This window comes from Algoriphagus jejuensis, assembly GCF_039523455.1.
Lineage (GTDB): Bacteria > Bacteroidota > Bacteroidia > Cytophagales > Cyclobacteriaceae > Algoriphagus > Algoriphagus jejuensis.
Map to the genome: position 1 here is coordinate 1 of NZ_BAAAFI010000012.1, position 18,129 is coordinate 18,129.

General features: G+C 47.8%; 11 protein-coding genes. 5 read left to right on the forward strand and 6 right to left on the reverse strand.

Annotation, left to right across the window (positions count from 1 at the left end; translation table 11 throughout):
• Positions 1–270: 270 nt before the first annotated feature.
• On the reverse strand, positions 271–489 hold the full coding sequence (locus ABD031_RS12085; protein WP_343851769.1) for a hypothetical protein: 219 nt from the start codon (positions 487–489) through the stop codon (positions 271–273).
• Between the two features lie 270 nt (positions 490–759).
• Positions 760–990 carry a hypothetical protein gene (locus tag ABD031_RS12090; protein WP_343851770.1) on the reverse strand — a complete coding sequence of 77 codons (231 nt, stop codon included), beginning with the start codon at positions 988–990 and terminating at the stop codon, positions 760–762.
• Between the two features lie 1,005 nt (positions 991–1,995).
• Here ABD031_RS12090 and ABD031_RS12095 point away from each other — a divergent pair.
• The 5 genes from ABD031_RS12095 to ABD031_RS12115 all read left to right on the forward strand — a co-directional run bounded on the left by ABD031_RS12095 (position 1,996) and on the right by ABD031_RS12115 (position 13,533).
• Positions 1,996–5,034 carry a SusC/RagA family TonB-linked outer membrane protein gene (locus ABD031_RS12095; RefSeq protein ID WP_343851864.1) on the forward strand — a complete coding sequence of 1,013 codons (3,039 nt, stop codon included), beginning with the start codon at positions 1,996–1,998 and terminating at the stop codon, positions 5,032–5,034.
• 44 nt (positions 5,035–5,078) lie between these two features.
• Positions 5,079–6,581, forward strand: coding sequence for a RagB/SusD family nutrient uptake outer membrane protein (locus tag ABD031_RS12100; RefSeq protein ID WP_343851771.1), 1,503 nt, complete (start codon positions 5,079–5,081; stop codon positions 6,579–6,581).
• Between the two features lie 213 nt (positions 6,582–6,794).
• The gene (locus ABD031_RS12105; RefSeq protein ID WP_343851773.1) at positions 6,795–9,479 is read left to right on the forward strand and encodes a c-type cytochrome; all 2,685 of its coding nucleotides are present in this window, start codon (positions 6,795–6,797) and stop codon (positions 9,477–9,479) included.
• Between the two features lie 7 nt (positions 9,480–9,486).
• Positions 9,487–10,257: a 3-keto-disaccharide hydrolase gene (locus ABD031_RS12110; RefSeq protein WP_343851775.1), complete on the forward strand. Its 771-nt coding sequence runs from the start codon at positions 9,487–9,489 to the stop codon at positions 10,255–10,257.
• 303 nt (positions 10,258–10,560) lie between these two features.
• The gene (locus ABD031_RS12115; RefSeq protein WP_343851777.1) at positions 10,561–13,533 is read left to right on the forward strand and encodes a LamG-like jellyroll fold domain-containing protein; all 2,973 of its coding nucleotides are present in this window, start codon (positions 10,561–10,563) and stop codon (positions 13,531–13,533) included.
• A gap of 269 nt (positions 13,534–13,802) precedes the next feature.
• On the opposite strand, the gene ABD031_RS12120 is transcribed toward ABD031_RS12115, so the two are convergent.
• Genes ABD031_RS12120 through ABD031_RS12135 form a run of 4 tightly spaced genes read right to left on the reverse strand, consistent with a single transcriptional unit; the run spans position 13,803 to position 18,106 of the window.
• Positions 13,803–14,948, reverse strand: a complete 1,146-nt coding sequence (locus ABD031_RS12120; RefSeq protein WP_343851780.1) for an AEC family transporter — start codon at positions 14,946–14,948, stop codon at positions 13,803–13,805.
• Positions 14,949–14,959: 11 nt separating this feature from the next.
• Complete coding sequence (locus tag ABD031_RS12125; RefSeq protein ID WP_343851782.1) at positions 14,960–16,129, reverse strand: pyridoxal phosphate-dependent aminotransferase; 1,170 nt, start codon at positions 16,127–16,129, stop codon at positions 14,960–14,962.
• A gap of 39 nt (positions 16,130–16,168) precedes the next feature.
• Positions 16,169–16,612 carry a hypothetical protein gene (locus tag ABD031_RS12130; protein WP_343851784.1) on the reverse strand — a complete coding sequence of 148 codons (444 nt, stop codon included), beginning with the start codon at positions 16,610–16,612 and terminating at the stop codon, positions 16,169–16,171.
• 27 nt (positions 16,613–16,639) lie between these two features.
• The gene (locus tag ABD031_RS12135; RefSeq protein WP_343851787.1) at positions 16,640–18,106 is read right to left on the reverse strand and encodes a SusD/RagB family nutrient-binding outer membrane lipoprotein; all 1,467 of its coding nucleotides are present in this window, start codon (positions 18,104–18,106) and stop codon (positions 16,640–16,642) included.
• Positions 18,107–18,129: the final 23 nt, after the last annotated feature.

Below are 18,129 nucleotides of genomic sequence, written 5' to 3' on the forward strand. Positions count from 1 at the left end.
TTTCGACACTCCACTTTTTCATCCCGCAACTTTAGCTCTTAAATCACGGCCTATCAAGATGCAGTTCATCGGAGGGATACTTTCATCTCATATCTGTCTGACAAGATCAGGTGAGATCAGAGAGGTTTGTGTCCGAAAGGGCTACGTTATAGTTCAATACCGCAGCTACACTCGCTGTCGTTGAGCATACCTTCGAACGGAGGCATCGACACCTGTCCAGGATAGTTTTTGTCGCCGACATTGATAGGCCCGAAGAATCCGGACCCACAGTCACCAAAAATTTGTCAGTACGAGTCGGAAATCCTGAGGCGCCCAATCCACCCCCGTCAAGCTGGAGACAAGTGCTGCAATCTCTTTGCCTAGTTTGAATAGCTCTCGGTCAGATCCAGTCATGGCGGATTTGATGTCCCTGCCGTTTTTTTCTTTTACATTCTTTTCGGAAATATGTGCGTCAGCTGCCTTGTAAGTTGGGCCGATCCATTGATCCATCTCAGTATTCTCAGCCGCTCTAGCTCTCTAGTCTTTGGTTTTTAGTTTGTTATTTCAAAAGATCCTGTGCTCCTTAGTTAGGATTGGCTTAGTTCAAATTTTTCACCGAAGTCTGCACGGCAGCACATACTTCCCTTTTGTCATAGTTCTGAAGTTCTCTGTGGGTTCTGTACCCTGGTAGCGTCGGGTTTTCCAGCAATCCCGGGATTCTTGTGCGGTCGATCCAGACAGGTGCCACCAAAGGTCAATATGGGTACGTTAAACGATCGGCTACACAATTTTGGTATTCGGATTTAGTTCGAGTGTTTTCTTTGGAATGTATTGAAATAATCCTAAAGGCCCGGTCTGGATAGCTTCTACCAATATTGAGTTGTATTTTTTTTTTACTTTTAAATGTATGTCAGGTTTAAAAGCAGTTGAAAACAAAAGGATGAGAGTTTTTTTTCGAAACAAAGCAATAATAAGACCATCCACCAAGTTCCTCTTTTGATTTTTTTGCATGTATATATTGGTTTATTGATGTCGCAATTTGACTTTGTATATTAGGAATGATATCCTTTAAAGTATTAATAATATTGTATGTTGATTTTATTAAGACTTTGTTGGATAGGTGTTCTATTTTGTGTTATTTCAATGGGGTCGGCTTGGGGATTTGTATGCTAAGCTAAAGCCTTTTTTTTTTTTCTATTTTTTAGCATTATTCAGTTTGAGATCGGCTGTTGTTGCGTGATGCGATGCTTCTGATGTACTTGATCCGATTTTTTGATGTAACCTATATGCTATCCCTCGGATTTTTTTTCTCCAATGCAATTCCGTTTTTGTCGACAATTTTGTACCCTCTACCAGCTTATTTATTGGGAAAATTTGCATTAAATTTTAGGAGGGGGTCATCAGGGTTTTTAAAAAAGATGAATATAAATAGTCGTCGGTTTGGTATCGGATAGATTTTAATTTTGACTATCGGTAATATTTTGATATTTAATTATTTCGCTAGGCTGCTTGAATCGGGGTGAATTAAGCCGATTTCAACAATAGTTGAATGTGCTTTTTAAGGGGTATTTAATAGAAAATAATTCGGAAGTCTGGCCGTAATTTGCAATCGAAAAACAAGCGTGGGCAGTTTTTCCTTAATGCAATTTATTCTTTGAATTTACTTTTTTGTTTTTCCTTTGGTTAAAAAAAATATACACGAAACACTGCGAAAATAGATTTTCGGATAAAGAGGTTTTTAGCGAGTTTAACAAGCTGTGTTCGGTTGAGTTGCATTTTGATTTTTTGGCGGTTTCACCTGACACTTCCGTGCTGGAAAGCCGGTTTTCTATCCTGTAGTGACGGGTTTTTTCATCGCGATGAAAGAAAAACATTTGCTTGCAATTCAGGATAGCGCAGGATGGAAAAGATTCTGAGGGGTTTTACTTTCAGCTATCTATATAACAAAAACCCGTCTTTATGAATAACTATTATCTATCTAGGGTGAGAATCCGATTTGTAGGATTTTTACTGCTTATGTTTTGCATAAGTATCACCAGTTTTGGGCAGACTCAGGCTGTCCAGGGTGTAGTCACATCCGAAGGTGAGCCCGTCCCCGGGGCTCTTGTATTAGTCAAAGGAACCCAACGAGGAACTGTGACCGACATCGATGGCAACTATTCCATCAATGCGGCAGCTGGGGAAATTTTGGTAGTCAGCTTTGTTGGCTATACTACCCGAGAAGTGACCGTGGTGGGAGGGCAGACGACCATCAACGTCACTTTGAACCTTTCCACCTCTGACCTTTCGGAAGTCGTAGTCGTCGGCTACGGTAGCCAAATTAAAAAGGAGGTGACTGGAGCCATTCAGTCCGTTTCGGGTAAGGACCTGCAGGATATGCCTGTGTCCTCAGTAGCTCAAAAGCTGCAGGGCCGTCTCGCAGGCGTTCAAATCAACCAGACTACCGGCAAGCCGGGGCAGGGGATGAACGTCCGAATCAGAGGCCAACTCTCCGTATCAGGCGGTAGTCAGCCGCTGTACGTGGTCGATGGATTTCCGATCTCCGGAGATATCAATGCGATCAATCCTGATGAAATTCAGGACATCACGGTGTTGAAGGATGCTGCATCAACCTCTCTTTATGGTTCGAGAGCTGCCAATGGTGTCGTATTGATTACAACCAAGAAAGGTGCGAAAGGAATGACTAACGTCAATCTCAATGTGTACACGGGATTCCAGCAAGTACCGGAACAGGGAAGGTTGGAGATGATGAACGCTGAGGAATTTGCCCAGTTCAAAAACGAATATTATACCGATGCTGGCCAGCCAGTGCCTGAGGCATTTCAAAATCCATCCGAATACCGCGATAAAAACAACGACTGGTATGACGCGATGCTACAGACTGCACCAATTACAAGCTACAATCTGACCATCACCTCGAACAAAGAGCGTGTCAATACAGCAGTGATTGCCGGTGTTTTTGATCAAAAAGGAGTCGTGGTCAATTCGGACTACAAAAGGTTCTCCCTGAGATTGAATACAGACTATGCGGTCTCAGACAAAGTAAGCATCGGCGTAAATGTGGCGCCAAATTATGTGGTTGATAACACGCCGAGAACTGATGGTACTCGAGGTACCGGGATTTTGTTCAATGCGCTTCACACGTGGCCGGTCATGCCGATCTACGATGAAAGTGGTGAATTGACCTACTTCAATCGATTCCCTGCAAATACCGGTAATATCTTCGCTTACCCAAACTGGGTGCGATCTGCCGAAGAGATCACCAATGAGACCAAAGAGTTTAACATCCTCGCAAACACCTATGCTGAATGGAAGCCGGTGAAAGGACTGTCGTTCAAGACGACTTTCAATACCGAGATCAGAAATTCAAATTATTTTTGGTTTAACCCGTCTACGGCGACTGCCTCAATAAACGTAGCGATACCAACGGTCGCGGTGTCGATAAGAGAAGATTATCAAGATATTTCCTGGCTGAATGAGAACATTGTCACCTACGATAAAAGTGTAAACAACCACAGTTTTCAGATTTTGGGAGGTTTTTCCAACCAAAGATATAGAAGCGATCGTACTCGGATTCAGGCGGATACCTATGCGGATGACCGACTTCCAACCATCCAAGGGGCACTGAACATCAACCGAGGCGGCACGAACAACGGAGTGAATGAATGGACGCTTACTTCTGTTTTCTCCAGACTGACATACAATTACAAAGGTAAATACCTGCTAACCGGCTCGATCAGAGGCGACGGATCTTCGCGTTTTGGATCCGAAAATAGATGGGGGGTATTCCCTTCCGTGTCTGCAGGTTGGGTGCTGTCTGATGAGGAATTTATGAGTGCCGGTTCTACGATTTCTTTTACAAAGCTGAGAGCGAGTTACGGAGTCACCGGTAACAACAACATCGGTAATTATACCCAATATGCCCTAGTGAATAATACCATCAATGCTGCCTTTGGGGAAGCTGTAGTTCCAGGCGCAGCAGTTACTTCGCTGAGCAATAATAACTTGGGTTGGGAGACTACCGCTCAGTTTGATTTAGGGCTGGACTTGGGATTCTGGGATGATCGTGTGTCTTTTGTGTATGATTTTTATACCAAAAACACCACCAACCTGCTCTATGCGGTGCAGATTCCACAGGAATCAGGTTTTTCCAATTTCAATGATAACATCGGTGAGATCAAATTCTGGGGTCATGAGTTTGCTGTGAATGCGATTGCGGTGAATACTTCCAACTTCCGCTGGAATGTAAATGCCAACATCTCCTTCAACAGAAATGAAGTTATTTCCCTTGCTGACGGCATCGACCGGGTCTATGGATCTTACCACATCACCCAAGTAGGCCAACCATTTGGACAGTTCTACGGGATGGTCAAAGAAGGGAACTACATGAATGCTGAGGATTTGGCCAACTCACCAATCATCCCCGGCCGTTCTACTGTGGGAAGTATCAAATTGAAGGATGTGAACGGTGACGGCGTAATCACTTATGGTGGAGACAACGATGATCGAGCCATTATCGGAAATCCGTTCCCGGATTTTGTCTATGGTCTCGTCAATACTTTCACCTTTAAAAATTGGGATGCGAGCATCACAGCATCAGGGTCAGAAGGCAATCAGCTTTATATGAGACACCTTTACAGTACTGCTAATCTTGACGGTGTATTCAATATGGTGGCGAAGGCAGCCGATCGATTTCGCTCACCAGAGGATCCTGGAGAAGGCATCTTTGGCACGACCGTAGGTGGTGGTAATGTCACTGGAGTAGAGCGAGACTGGAACAACAGCAACTTCGTTTGGGATGCTAATTATTTCACCATCCGAAATATCACGATTGGATATTCCTTTAAAAACCTTGGCAAATCAGTCAAATCTGCCCGTGTTTATGCTTCGGGCCAGAACATGTGGGTCTTTACTCCTTATTGGGGAGGTTCCAATCCAGAGGTGAGTATGCAAAACGATGGAAATGGCGATGGTGGAAACTTGAGCCCTGGGGTTGACTTGTCAGCCTATCCTGTACCTCGTACGATCACCATCGGTGCCAACATCACTTTTTAATCGGCAGAACCTGCCAGTATAACACACCTACAAACGAAACGAAAATGAAAAAATATATCATAGGATTAATCGCAGCGAGTATGATGCTTACGAGCTGTGAGGACTTTCTCACGGTGGTGCCAGAGACTCAGTTGAGTTCTGCTACCTTCTACAAAACGCAAACGGATTTTGAGCAGGCTGTCAATGCCGCTTATGTTCCGCTTCGGACGATCAACAATGACCGCGCTTGGCTGTTGGGAGAGATGCACTCTGACAATACCTACTACGCACGCAACCCGCTCTTCGGGGCGGTGGATCCACAGGAGGACCTGGCAGACTTTTCTATCCTGGTTTCCAGTGGTACAGCACCAAACACGCATATACTGAACCAATGGAGACAGGACTATCTGATCATTGCACGGGTAAACCAAATTTTGGCTTTGATTGATGATGTAGACTTTGATGCAACTGCAAAGGGAAACATCAAGGGACAGGCGCTGTTTCTGCGGGCTTATGCCTATTTTGAGTTAGTTCGGTATTTTTCGAGCGTGCCCCTGCACTTGACCCCTGTTGCGGTGAGATCAGAGGCTGCATTGCCACTTGCGCCAGAGGCGGAGGTTTATGCGCAGATTGAGAGTGACCTGACGGCCGCTATTCCGATATTGCTTGACAAGGCGACTCAACAGCCCGGCCGCGTTACTTCCGGCGCTGCCCGTACGCTTCTGGCAAATGTGTACATCAACCAGAAAAAATGGTCGGAGGCAGAGCAGGTATTGATGCCGGTAATTACCGGTGGTAAGTATATGCTTATGCCGAGCTACGATATGGCGTTTTCTGAAAATGCTTCAAATAAAAACAATATGGAGTCGGTGTTTGAGGTGCAGTATTTAGAAGGTGCTGCAGGACTGCAGGGTAATTTCATGTATCAGTTCATGCCCCGCCCTATCTCCGCCGCCGAACTGCAGCCGATCATGGGAACAAACAATCCTCAGAACATTGACGGGGAAGGAAACAATATTCCTACTCCGGATATCATTGCGGCCTATGAGCCGGGTGATGTGAGAAAAGACTTCTCTATCGGCAATGTATTCCTTTCGGGGAGTGCCAGGTCCAATAAAAACTATCCTTACATCAAGAAGTTTCAGAGCAGTCACTCCCAGCACAACAACCATGGGATGAATTGGCCGGTTTACCGTTATGCGGAAGTGCTGTTGTTTATGGCAGAAGCGCTAAACGAGCAGGGCAAAGCAGGTGCTGATACCTACCTTAATATGGTAAGAGTTAGAGCAAAACTCGCCCCGACTACCGCATCCGGACAGGCTAATTTGAGAGAGGCAATCTTCAAGGAAAGACGTGTTGAACTTGCGTTCGAAAACAAACGCTGGTTTGATATTCAGAGAACAGACCGAATTGATGAGATTATCATCCCTTATGGTCAGCGAATCGTTGCCAATCCTTTAGCCTACTACTATCCGGAAGGGGCTGTGCCTAGACCAAATGTGTTTACTAATCTGAGCAAATTCTACCCTTATCCTGCGGATGAATCTAATTTGAGTCCTTATTTCTAAGTTGGTTTTCTTTAATTCAAATAGCCCGACATCCTCTCTGCTGAGTAAGAGAAATGATGTTGGGTTATTTTCTTCCGTACCGGAAATAACAGGACAGTGAATTAAATGACAGGAAGTAAATAGCCTGCTTGAATGGCTTTTTGCCTTACTGATTTATACCCAACTTCAACTCAAAGAAATTTTATTCAACAGCATTTAATAATCCCAATAAATATGTTCCACAAAATCACTATTAAGAATCTTTTCGTCCTTGCGGGGATAGTGGCAATTTCATTTGCCTGCTCCCAAAAGGAAGAGGAATCGGCCCGGAAGCTAACCGGCAATCCTAAAATTGATAAGCTCAAACTACCGGATGGATTCGTGGCTGAGCTGCTGTATAGCCCGGGAGAAAATGACCAGGGTTCTTGGGTTGCGATGACCTTTGATGACAAAGGTCGGATGATCACCTCGGATCAGTATGGCTTTCTCTATCGGCTTGAATTGCCACCGATCGGATCTGACTCCACGGTCAAAGCCAAAGTAGAGCGACTGCATGTTGGAAATGTGGCCGAGCCTCAAGTCGGAATGGGCTATGGACAGGGCCTGCTCTATGCGTTCAATTCGCTCTACGTGATGGTCAACCACAATCCGAATGAGACCTTTAGCCAACCAACCGGCCTATATCGCATCCAGGATTTGGATGGCGATGACCAGTTCGAAACGGTAACCCAGATCAGAGAACTCAAAGGCAGTCCAGGTGAACACGGTCCCCACAGCATGAAAGTCACGCCAGATGGAAAAGGCATCTATCTGATTGCCGGTAACCATGTCGATGTCCCGGAGATGGATGCCTATAGATTGCCAAATGTGTGGCAAGAAGACAACCTGTTCCCCTTGATCAAAGATCCAAGAGGCCACGCCAACAACCGGATGGCGCCGGGTGGGTGGATCGCTCGAATCAATCCTGAGGGAACTGAATGGGAACTGATCGCCGCTGGTTTTAGAAATGCGTTTGATTTCGACTACAACGAGGTCGGCGATATTTTCGCCTACGATGCGGATATGGAGTGGGATTTTGGAATGCCTTGGTATCGTCCAAACCGAATCAACCACGTGACCAGTGGAGCAGAGTTTGGCTGGAGAACAGGCAATTCTAAGTGGTCACCTAACTATCCAGACAATTTGCCTGCGATCCTCAATATCGGGCAAGGATCACCGACCAACGCGATGTTTGGCTATGAGGCAAATTTTCCAAGCAAGTACAAAAAGGCGCTTTACGCATTTGACTGGAGCTTTGGGATGATCTATGCGATTCATCTAACTCCAAACGGGGCGACCTATGACGCCGAAGCCGAAGAGTTTATTTCAGGTTCTCCGCTGCCATTGACAGACGGAGCCATCGGTCCAGATGGAGCGTTCTATTTTGCCACGGGAGGAAGAAGATTAGAGTCTGACCTCTATCGTGTCACCTACACTGGAGACTTGGATTCTTATTCGCCGATGACCGAGGCTGATCTGCCGCAGGAAGCGAAGACTAGACGAGAATTGGAGAAATACCACCACGATGGCGCTCCTGCCGATGGCTTGGAAAAAGCCTGGGCAGAACTCAGCAACAAAGACCGATACGTGCAATATGCTGCAAGATTAGTATTGGAGCATCAACCGGTAGCTACTTGGAAAGCTAAAGCGATCGCAGAAGCCGATCCCGTCAAAAAGATCCATGCCAACTTGGCTTTGGCGCACCATGCAAGCGACGCTGACGCAGCGGGTATGCTGAAAAGCCTCATGGAAGTGGACTATAAGGCACTTTCCGACAAGGACAAGCAAGACCTGTTGAGAACCATTGAAGTCATCCTGTATCGCTACGATAAGGGCTCAGCATCCGTTAAAACTCAACTAGCCGACTACCTCGATCCGCACTTCCCAGCCAACGACAACATGCTTGACAGATCCCTGTCGGTATTGCTGACCCAGTTGGATGCTCCAAGTGCAGTGGAAAAGACACTGGCTTTGCTGAAAAATGCCAAAGACGATCCCAATTACCAAAAGACGTTCACGGCTTCCTCCGACTTGATCTTCAGAAATCCCCAGTACGGAATGGACATCGCCAACATGCTCGCAAACGTGCCGCCGGCCCAGCAAACCTATTACGCAACGGTTTTGGGTGGCGCTGACAAGGGCTGGACTCCGGAATTGAGAGAGGAATATTTCGGTTGGATTCACAATGCACTCACCGCTTATAAAGGGGGACGGAGCTATGTTGGTTTCATTGACCGCGCCAGAAAGATGGCGTTGAGCAATGTGGCTGAAGCGGAATTTGCGAAGTACGACGAGATGTCAGGTGGTAAACTGCTTAGTTCCAGCGGCAATGATATCATTGAAACAGGGGTGCAGCCAGAAGGACCTGGCAGACGATGGACGGTAGATATGGCCGATACTCTCGTACAAAACCTAAGCGGCAGAGACCTGGTCAAAGGCAAAGCAATGTTCGGTGCTGTGATGTGTCAGTCCTGTCATACAATTCAAGGCGAGGGTGGTTTTATCGGTCCTGACCTGACTCAGCTGGGATCTCGATTTTCTCCCAAAGACATTTTGGTGGCTACCATCGATCCAAATGCCACGATCTCTGACCAGTATCACGCAACGGTTTTGGAACTGAAAGCAGGAGGATCCATCGTGGGTAAGCTTAACGACGAGGATGCGACAAATTACTACATCTCCCAAAATCCATTTGCTCCAGACGTGATAAAAACGGTGCCGAAATCAGACGTGATTTTGAAGAAAAACGCAGAAGTATCTATCATGATGCCGGGTCTGATCAATCGACTCAATGCAGAAGAACTGAAAGATCTAATGGCGTACCTGATCTCAGGCGGCAATCCTGAGCATGCGGTATATCAGGCAGCACCGGCACAATAACACTATGATGATGAACATTCATAAGTTAAAACTTGCAGGGATCGGACTGGCAGCTTGTCTGCTGGCCGTTTTCCTCGGATCTTCTCAGACTCCAGAGAGTCAGGGAAAAGGTTTCGAATCCATCTTCAATGGAAAAAATCTTGAAGGTTGGGAATTTGATCCCGTCTATTGGTCTGTCAAAGACGGGGCGATCGTCGGAGAAATCACCCCCGAGACGGTTTTGAAAGCTAACACCTTCATCATCTGGAAAGGTGGAGAGCCTGCTGATTTTGAGTTGAAGCTGGATTACTGGATTTCCGAAAAGGGGAACTCCGGCGTGCAATACCGGAGCGACCGCGTGGCTGAGGTGCCTTTTGCACTTCGTGGCTATCAGGCCGACATCGATGGAGCCAATCGCTACACAGGACAAAACTACGAGGAACGAAAGCGTACGACCTTGGCCTACCGAGGGCAAAAGACCCAGATTACTTCACAGCCAGACAGTATCACAGAGACGCGTGCGTTTGTTGAAAGAAATGCCTGGAAAGGACTCAATGTAGTTTCAGAACTCGGCGATCGAGAGGAGTTGGGGAAAATGATAAAAGCAAATGACTGGAACGCCATTCGTATCGTAGCCAAAGGTAACGTTTTGCAGCACTACGTTAATGGGACCTTGATGAGCGAGGTTCACGACGAAGACGCCAAAAACCGGATGACCAAAGGCATGATGGGATTTCAGGTTCACGTAGGCCCGCCTATGAAAGTGATGTTCAAAAATATCGAGTTGAAAAAACTGTAACAACCGATTTTTTGATAGTTTAACAGGTCCAGGTCGAAAGGCTTGGACCATTTTTTTACTCCTGCTGATTCTTAAAGTATATGATGGAACACGATAATGAATGTAATCTGTGAGTCAGTAGTTGCAAATCACCTTTGATTAGCGCCATATTTCTAGGTCTATTGGACTAATATTGAGATTCGTTTACAATCGCAGGGATACCCGGATTTGAACTCGACCTGCTGATGACACACAAAAATTTAAGTGTCGGTGGGAGTGAAACTTCGAAAAATAAATGTTAAGGAATAATTGAGCTATAAACCGATGATCTCCAAGAATACTTTTGCCTTAATACTGCTCTTTTTTTTGGTGGCTTTTGCTCAGGCGCAAGTTCGCACGCTGGCTCACTACAATATGGGGCGCTCGGGAAATGTCACCTACGCAATAGCTCCAGAGGTTTTGAAGCCGGTTGGCAAAGCAGGAACTCCCTTGACCGTGATCGGTACTCCTGTTTTCTATGCGGATGCTCCCGGTGACAAAGCCGGGAACGGCGAGGGATCCATCCTGTTTAGCGGCAAAGGCGATGGATATTTGGCAGCGACTCCCTTCGGAAAGGCGGGTGAAAATCTCCTTTTCGAAGTTTGGGTGAAAGGCCGCGTGGAAAACAACGCGGACGGTAACATCACTCCCAAATGGGTCGTGGCTTCCACCGGGAGCGAATCGTCGGGATATCAATTCGTGCAGAACGGAAAAAGCTGGAGCTTCAATTCCGGCGGAAAGGGATCGGTACAGATTGGCGAAGTCATCAAAGATCAATGGGTTCACCTCGCGGCAGTCGTCGAAAATGGGGAAGGCACGGTCTGGTTCAATGGCAAAAAGTCGGGGACTTTTGAGCCGACACAGGATATTTCGAACTCATTTTCCATTGCTTGCGATGCGGAGGGGAAGTCTAATTTCTATGGGGAAATCTATGAGGTACGAGTTGGCACTTTTGACTCAGGTCATTTCGACTCCAATGCCAGTTTTCTCCTGGACTACGAAAAGATCGCGGAGAAGTCTGGCAAGCAATTGGAAGAGCGCCAAGCATTTGTAAAAATCCTAGAGGCAGAAGGCATGGGCAAAAAGTTGGTGTCGGACTTCTCTGATTCCAAATTTCCCAGAGATTGGCTGATCACTTCGGTAGGAGAGGCTTGCCGTTTGGAAGTCAAAAAATCAGCCGACCAAATCACCTCCGAATTTAGAATCACCAATGGACTGGTTAGCCGGAGCTTTTACATATCGGACAATCTCGCCTGTGTCAGCTATAAAAACCACTCCAATCAGGCGGAGTTTCTCCGGGCTGTAAAACCAGAGGCGCGACTGTTGATCGACAGCACCTGGTACGAAGTCGGAGGGTTGAAAGGCCAGCCTGAGCTATCTTATTTGTTGGAATCCTGGCTCCCCGAAATGGAGAATAGCCCGAGTTCTTTTGTGTTGAAAAAGATAGAAACAGCGGCTCCGGTGCAGCGCTACCCCTGGACTCCCAAGTTTAACTCCATCCAAACCGACTGGCCTGCCAAAGGGCTCCGCGTGATCATGACTTACGCTGCGGGTGAGGCGATTCCTGCGCTGAAGGATATCGAAGTTCAGGTCAATTATGAGATCTACCAAGGACTGCCGGTGATGGCTAAATGGGTGGAGGTGAAAAACTCCGGGTCGGAGGCGACGATCATCCAGCAGATCGAGACCGAAGTACTGGCAGTGAACCAAGATCAGCTCAACCGGATTCATGTGGAAAGCGATTTTTCTTTCGCCTTGGTCAATGGTAACACCAAAGGAAGTGCCCTGCTCCATTTCGTCGGCGAGCCCAAGCCCTATCAGGCGGGTGAGGGGACGACCAAGTGGCGTGTGGACCCCGACTACCACACCTGGGCGACACACAATCAGGCCGAGGATAATTTCCTGGGTTTTCGCCACCGCAATCTTCTGGTGAGTACGCTTCCGATGGGGCCGAACACTCCTGTGACCAAAGAAAATCCCTTCAAATCCTACATCACTTTTGAGCTGCTGCAGGATAGCGACGACGAGGAGCGAAAGTCGCTCGGGCATCGCAGGATGTACAAAAAATTGGCGCCTCAGACGACCGAATCACTGATTGCCGGAGGAATCACCAGCCACGATCCAGTCCAGCTCAAGTCATTTATCGATCAGATGGGAGAGCTGGGATTGGAGCGGCTGGACATTCAGGCCTGGCCGGGGATCAGTCACGACAACCTGGATTCTGAGTATGTCGCACTTTGGAAGGATATCGCTTCGTATGCCCGAAGCAAAGGCATCGTCATGGGAGGATACGAACTGCAAGTCGCGTCGCGGGGAAGAGGTGCCGAGGTGGATTGCGTCGATCCAGCTACAGGAAAGCCGGGGAGTCTTTTTGGCCAAAGTGTCTGCATCGCCAGCGCCTGGAAGGATAGCTACTATCCAAAGATGTGGGAGTTTTTTGACCAAACTGGAATGATGACCTATAATATGGATGGACCCTATCACGGAGATCCCTGCGCCTCTCATAGCCACACACACCACAGCGGACTGGAGGACTCGCAGTGGCAGCAGTGGAAAACTCAAGTTGGTATCATCCACGAACTTCAGCGGCGAGACATGTATGTGCCGATTCCGGATTGGTATTTTCTCAACGGACAGTCAGCCACCGGAATGGGCTATCGGGAAGCCAGTGCCAACCTGACCCCACAACAGCAACTTCTGCTAGGTCGCCAATATATCTATGATGGTACTTGGCACAAGCTTCCGACGATGGGCTGGATGACGATGCAGTTGGTTGGATTTTATACCCACGACCCACGGGTAGGCCTGGAGCCCTTGAATGAAAATCTAGATCGTTACGAGGCGCAGTTGGTCCAATACTTGGCGAGCGGATGCCAGTTTACAATCCGGGGAAATCGGCTGTATGATACACCCGAGACGAAAGCCATGGCTGGTAAGTGGATCAATTGGTTCAAAGCTCATCGGGAGATTCTCACCTCCGAGATTATCCATGTCAGCCGTCCGACGGGAAGGGATTTGGATATCATGATGCATGTCAATCCATTTATAGAAGACAAGGGAATGGTGGTCGTCTTTAACCCAACGAACAGGGAAATCAAGAAAGTACTTGAGTTGCCCCTGTATTACACGGGTTTGAAAAATAGCGTGGAGGTTTCTAATGAGGAGCTGCGCCAGGATTTTTCCTTAAATGAAAAACAGGAATTAAGCTTAACGGTCAAGATCAAGCCGGGTGGAGTTGCCTGGTATTTGTTGAAATAAGAGTTTGGTCAACAGTCGACAGACTAATGACCACCGCCACTCTTTTTTAATGGGACTTTAAAAATAAAGCTAAAACAATAAAGTTTTAGTTCGCTTCGGTTTCTAATAAAAAGCCCTGCCTGATGTAGTGATCTGACCAGGCAGGGTGATTTTTGTTCGGCAAATCGCGGAATCAACCGCTAGTCTATTGGGCTAAATGCGGGTTGGTCTTGATACCAACGTCTTGATACTTTCTTCTTAGTTTTTGATTCTAGGCGCTTGATTCATTGTCACTTTTCCATCTTCCTAAAATCCAGTTCACTAAACGAGGGTTCCTCTTCCTTGCTTGCCAGACTTTTCCTGTAGTCAGCCAACAGCTTAATCGCTCTTGGGGCCAAAGAAACTCCGACCAGTGACGCACCAAGGATCAGGACATTGGTAGGTACGACCCAGAGATTGCCTGTGGTGAATACGCCCAAGATCAATAGTGTGCTCATTGGCATGGATACAGCGAGTACGTTGATCCCGAGCTCTAAATCAAAGGTTGCTTTGTGGGCATTGGCATCCACCTCCATCTTGCGGATCGCTGCCATGTGTGCAAAGGGCCAGAAACTCACGGCACTTTGCGGGAATGCGATAGCCAAAAGCGCAACCGCAGGGGTCAATCCCGGAACCAGCCATAGAAACAAGCCGCTGATCAGGAAGGTGAAACCTGCCCGGAATACCAACAGTGAAAAGATGGTTGACAATTGCTTCCATTTAAACACGACAGAAATCCCGATAAAGAGCAGCACCAGCGGAGTCATCACGTCTTTGAGCATCACAATCGAAGTGGAGAGAAATCCCGGAAGACTGTCCATGTTGATGCCAAAACACAACAAAATGATAGCCACGGCAATGACCATGTTGATCGGTTCGCTGATCATAGCCACGATCAGCTCCTTGATCTTTTCGGTGTTTGATCGGGCCTTCAGCTGCTGCGTCTTGTAGTACCAAGACATTGCCAACATGTAGGCAAGGATCAAGACGAAGATCTTATTTCCCAAGTCTGCCAACGCGCCCCAAGCCAAAAGATCGTCGCCGAGATACTCCGCAATAAATGGAAAACAAGTCAACCCGGGAGCTAAGGAAGGGATCAGTAGCGCCAATGTCCTCATCTCGGAAGAGTCCTTTTGAACTCCAAACATGGGCATGGAAAACTTGGTGATGTACATCATCACCAAGTTGAATCCCAAAGCCATAATGGGGAGGATCAGCAAATCAGGATTGATTTCGATCTTCATCAATGCGACAAATATCATCGCCGGCAATGCGATGGTAAGAATTAGATTCTTTAGCCCTTTTTTTTGATCCTCATTCTGGAATTTTTGCTGGAGCCAAACGCCAATTCCAATCAGAAGGATTAGTGAAATGGTTTTTTCTAAAGCGGTATCCATAGGAGAGGGAATCAGGTAGTTACTTTCTTGAATGAGCTGACGAAGAGTTCCATTTCGTCCATCGTCCCCATGCTGACCCGGCACCATGGCTTGTCGTCAATCTTGAATACCCGGATGCCGACACCGCTGTCATACATGCCCTTCATGAAGGCAGGGCCTTCCATGGCGAGAGGGAAAATCATAAAGGAGGTGACGGAAGGAATGATGTCGTATCCCAGAGAAGTGATCTCAGAGGCCGTATATTCTCGGCACTCAGTGTTCATCGATCTGCAATTGGCGAGAAACTCCTGCTCGTTCATGCTGGCAATGGCACCTTTGAGCGAGGTGGCACATAGTCCCATGGTACTTCTGACCAGGGAAGTGATCGTCTCGATTCGCTCAGGCTGAGCCACCATATAGCCGATTCGCAGTCCCGCCATTCCGTGAATTTTGGAGAAAGTCCGCGCTACGATGACGTCTTTGCCCTCGGCTACCAGACCTACCATGGTGTTGGCTTCTGGATTGTCCATGAATTCCAAATAAGCTTCGTCTACAAAGACGGGGACTTTTTCAGAGGTTTTGGCGCAGAACGCCTTGAGTTTGGCGGCATCTGTAGTCGAGCCGGTTGGGTTGTTGGGATTGCAGACGTACACCAGCTTGGTCTCAGCGTCTACTTCCTTGGCCATGGCATCCAGATCGTGCTGGAAGTCCGAAGTCAATGAAGTCGGCTTCCAAGCAGCTCCCATGGCAATGGCGGAACTCATGATCGACATGTAAGCAGGATCTGCAGACACAATATTTCCACCGTTTCTGAACTGAACAAAGGCTGTTTTCTCCAATAGATCGGAAGAGCCAGGGCCCATCATGATATGGTCTGGGGTCACGCCTTCTTTTTCGGCGATCATTTTTATCAAAATGGCTGCGTCACCGTGGCCATAGCGGTTGCCCATGGACACAGAGTCTGAGATGGCTTTGATCACCTTTGGAGATGGGCCGTAGGGATTTTCGTTGGCATTTAGCTTCGCTACGATTCTTGCCTCGTCGTAGTTGAAGGCTGGGAGGAACTCCTTTAATCGGCTTGCGGGCTGATAGGCACGGAGATTTTCTTTTCCTGCTAAGGCGAGAGAAGGAGCCAGACTCATGGCTCCCATGGCCATAAAGCCGGATTTGAGCCAGGTTCTTCTGCTGATTGCTTGTTTCATGGTGTTGTGATTTTGGAGGTGTAAATTTTTAAGGATGGTCTATTGAACTCGAACATTGTGATACTTTCTGAAGGCGATGTTTTTGTAGGTGCCGGCAAATTCCAGACGAACCTGGGTGCCGCTTTTTGGTTCGCTTAGACCAAGATCTGCCCAGCTGATTTCTAAGGCAGCGATCCCTGCTGCATCGGTGGTAAGGGCCGCAACCTGACGGGTGTTGTCTACAAAAACCGTCAGTGCAAGATTGGCAACCGGGATGGAGTCGATTCCGATGTTGTGGTCGAGGATGTGAGTCTTGTCCAGCTCAAGCGTCGTTGAATTGACAGTGACCGGAGCGGTAGCTGCGAAAGTTGTTCCCTGCAAGACCATCAATACCGGCGATGCGACATTTGGAGTGACGAGGTCTTCTGACTCTACGCAGGCTTGAAAAGACAGCAGAAGTAGAAGCGCGATGAGGAGCGAAGGATTTTTTATGAAGTTTTTCATGGGATATCTTTGAGATGTAAATCATGTTTATTCGACCCACCAAAGTGGAGTTCTCATGTTGTCTGGTCCGCCAAGCTTGCTGACACCTTCTGACAGGTTTGTCAGGTTGAGTGAGTATTCCGATGTGGGATACTCGATCCGGGTAGGCAGTACACCATCGTTGGAGAAGACCGCACTCGGATGTGGCGGAGGCATCACCGGGTAGCCGGTTCTGCGAAATTCAACCCAAGCTTCTACGCCTTGACCAAACAATGCCAGCCATTTTTGAGTCATGATAGCCTCCTTAGAGACAGCTCCGATTCTGCTCATGTAGTCTGCGGGCATAGATAGGCCGTGTTCGGAGAAACTCGCGGAAATCGCTTCTTTGAGCAAGGCGCTTGGATCACCGGCAATGTCCCCGTCAAACGCCGCCTCTGCTTTGATAAAGAGCAGTTCAGTGTAAGTCAACAGCAGACTTGGTGCAATCGGGCTCAGGTATTTGGTGCCGATACGGGACGCGTTGAAGGTACCGGCAGCGGCATCTGTCAGACCATTGGGGAGACCAGCATAGCTGCCGTCAGCCAGGGGTTGAGCATATACTTTGATTCTGTCGTCGTCCAGCGCCAGGAGTTTGTCAATCAGGGTCGAGCTGACGTTCCAGTCGGAGCGAGTGGAGAAGACATCAAACATCTTGTTTCGGCTACCGATCACATCGAAATGTTGCAGTTGGGCAGACTCTGACTGCTTGGTGAATACCGGGTATTTAGCCGGGTCAGCGAGGATCTTGGCCATAATGGCGCGGGACTCCGTGGACTTTTTGGCTGCCTGCCTGTTGGCGATTCTCAGTGTCAGTGAGTTGGCAAACATTTTCCATTTCAGGATATTCCCGCCGAAGAGGATGTCTCCCGAAATAGCCGGACCGCCGACGGTCAAGAGCGTGTTTGCTTCTTCGAGGTCTGCCAGCAGGCCGGCGTAGATTTCCTCCATGGAGTCGTATTTGGGAGAGTTGATCGAGTTTTCCGCAGTGCCTTTTAGGGCCTCAGAGTAAGGGATCGGTCCAAATACGTCTGTGAGGTAGGAGAATGCGAATGCTTTCATGACCAATGCCACTCCTACATAATTGCTATTGGCATAGGGAGCACCAGGTGCCGCAAGTGTTTCGACGCGTTCGAAGTTGACCAGGGATTCGGTGAAGATTTTGTTCCAAGTGCCAGAAGAAATGGTCAGTGGAATTTCATAGCTGTCTCCCTCTGCGTTGATGTAGATGTTTCGGGATAGGTGCTGAACCCAGCACATGGCCGCATCGATATTCAGGCGCTCATAGCGCGTGCTGTGCCCCCAATAGCGATCCACCACGGTCTGGATGGCGTTGGGGAGAAGTAGCGCCGGTGCAATTTCAACCGGATTGTTCGGATCGGTGTTGAGTTCTTCGAATTCACCGGTGCAAGACTGTATCGTCCAAACTGCCATGAAGGCAATCAAAGCAGAAAGGAACTTTTGGTAAGTTTTTTTCATGACTGAGGATGTTTAGGGAGGAG

What these genes read in the sequence shown, in the direction of transcription:
- ABD031_RS12085 (WP_343851769.1), bottom strand. Translation starts at nt 489, where the DNA reads ATGGATCAATGGATCGGCCCAACTTACAAGGCAGCTGACGCACATATT.
- ABD031_RS12090 (WP_343851770.1), bottom strand. Translation starts at nt 990, where the DNA reads ATGCAAAAAAATCAAAAGAGGAACTTGGTGGATGGTCTTATTATTGCT.
- ABD031_RS12095 (WP_343851864.1), top strand. Translation starts at nt 1,996, where the DNA reads ATGTTTTGCATAAGTATCACCAGTTTTGGGCAGACTCAGGCTGTCCAG.
- ABD031_RS12100 (WP_343851771.1), top strand. Translation starts at nt 5,079, where the DNA reads ATGAAAAAATATATCATAGGATTAATCGCAGCGAGTATGATGCTTACG.
- ABD031_RS12105 (WP_343851773.1), top strand. Translation starts at nt 6,795, where the DNA reads ATGTTCCACAAAATCACTATTAAGAATCTTTTCGTCCTTGCGGGGATA.
- ABD031_RS12110 (WP_343851775.1), top strand. Translation starts at nt 9,487, where the DNA reads ATGATGAACATTCATAAGTTAAAACTTGCAGGGATCGGACTGGCAGCT.
- ABD031_RS12115 (WP_343851777.1), top strand. Translation starts at nt 10,561, where the DNA reads ATGATCTCCAAGAATACTTTTGCCTTAATACTGCTCTTTTTTTTGGTG.
- ABD031_RS12120 (WP_343851780.1), bottom strand. Translation starts at nt 14,948, where the DNA reads ATGGATACCGCTTTAGAAAAAACCATTTCACTAATCCTTCTGATTGGA.
- ABD031_RS12125 (WP_343851782.1), bottom strand. Translation starts at nt 16,129, where the DNA reads ATGAAACAAGCAATCAGCAGAAGAACCTGGCTCAAATCCGGCTTTATG.
- ABD031_RS12130 (WP_343851784.1), bottom strand. Translation starts at nt 16,612, where the DNA reads ATGAAAAACTTCATAAAAAATCCTTCGCTCCTCATCGCGCTTCTACTT.
- ABD031_RS12135 (WP_343851787.1), bottom strand. Translation starts at nt 18,106, where the DNA reads ATGAAAAAAACTTACCAAAAGTTCCTTTCTGCTTTGATTGCCTTCATG.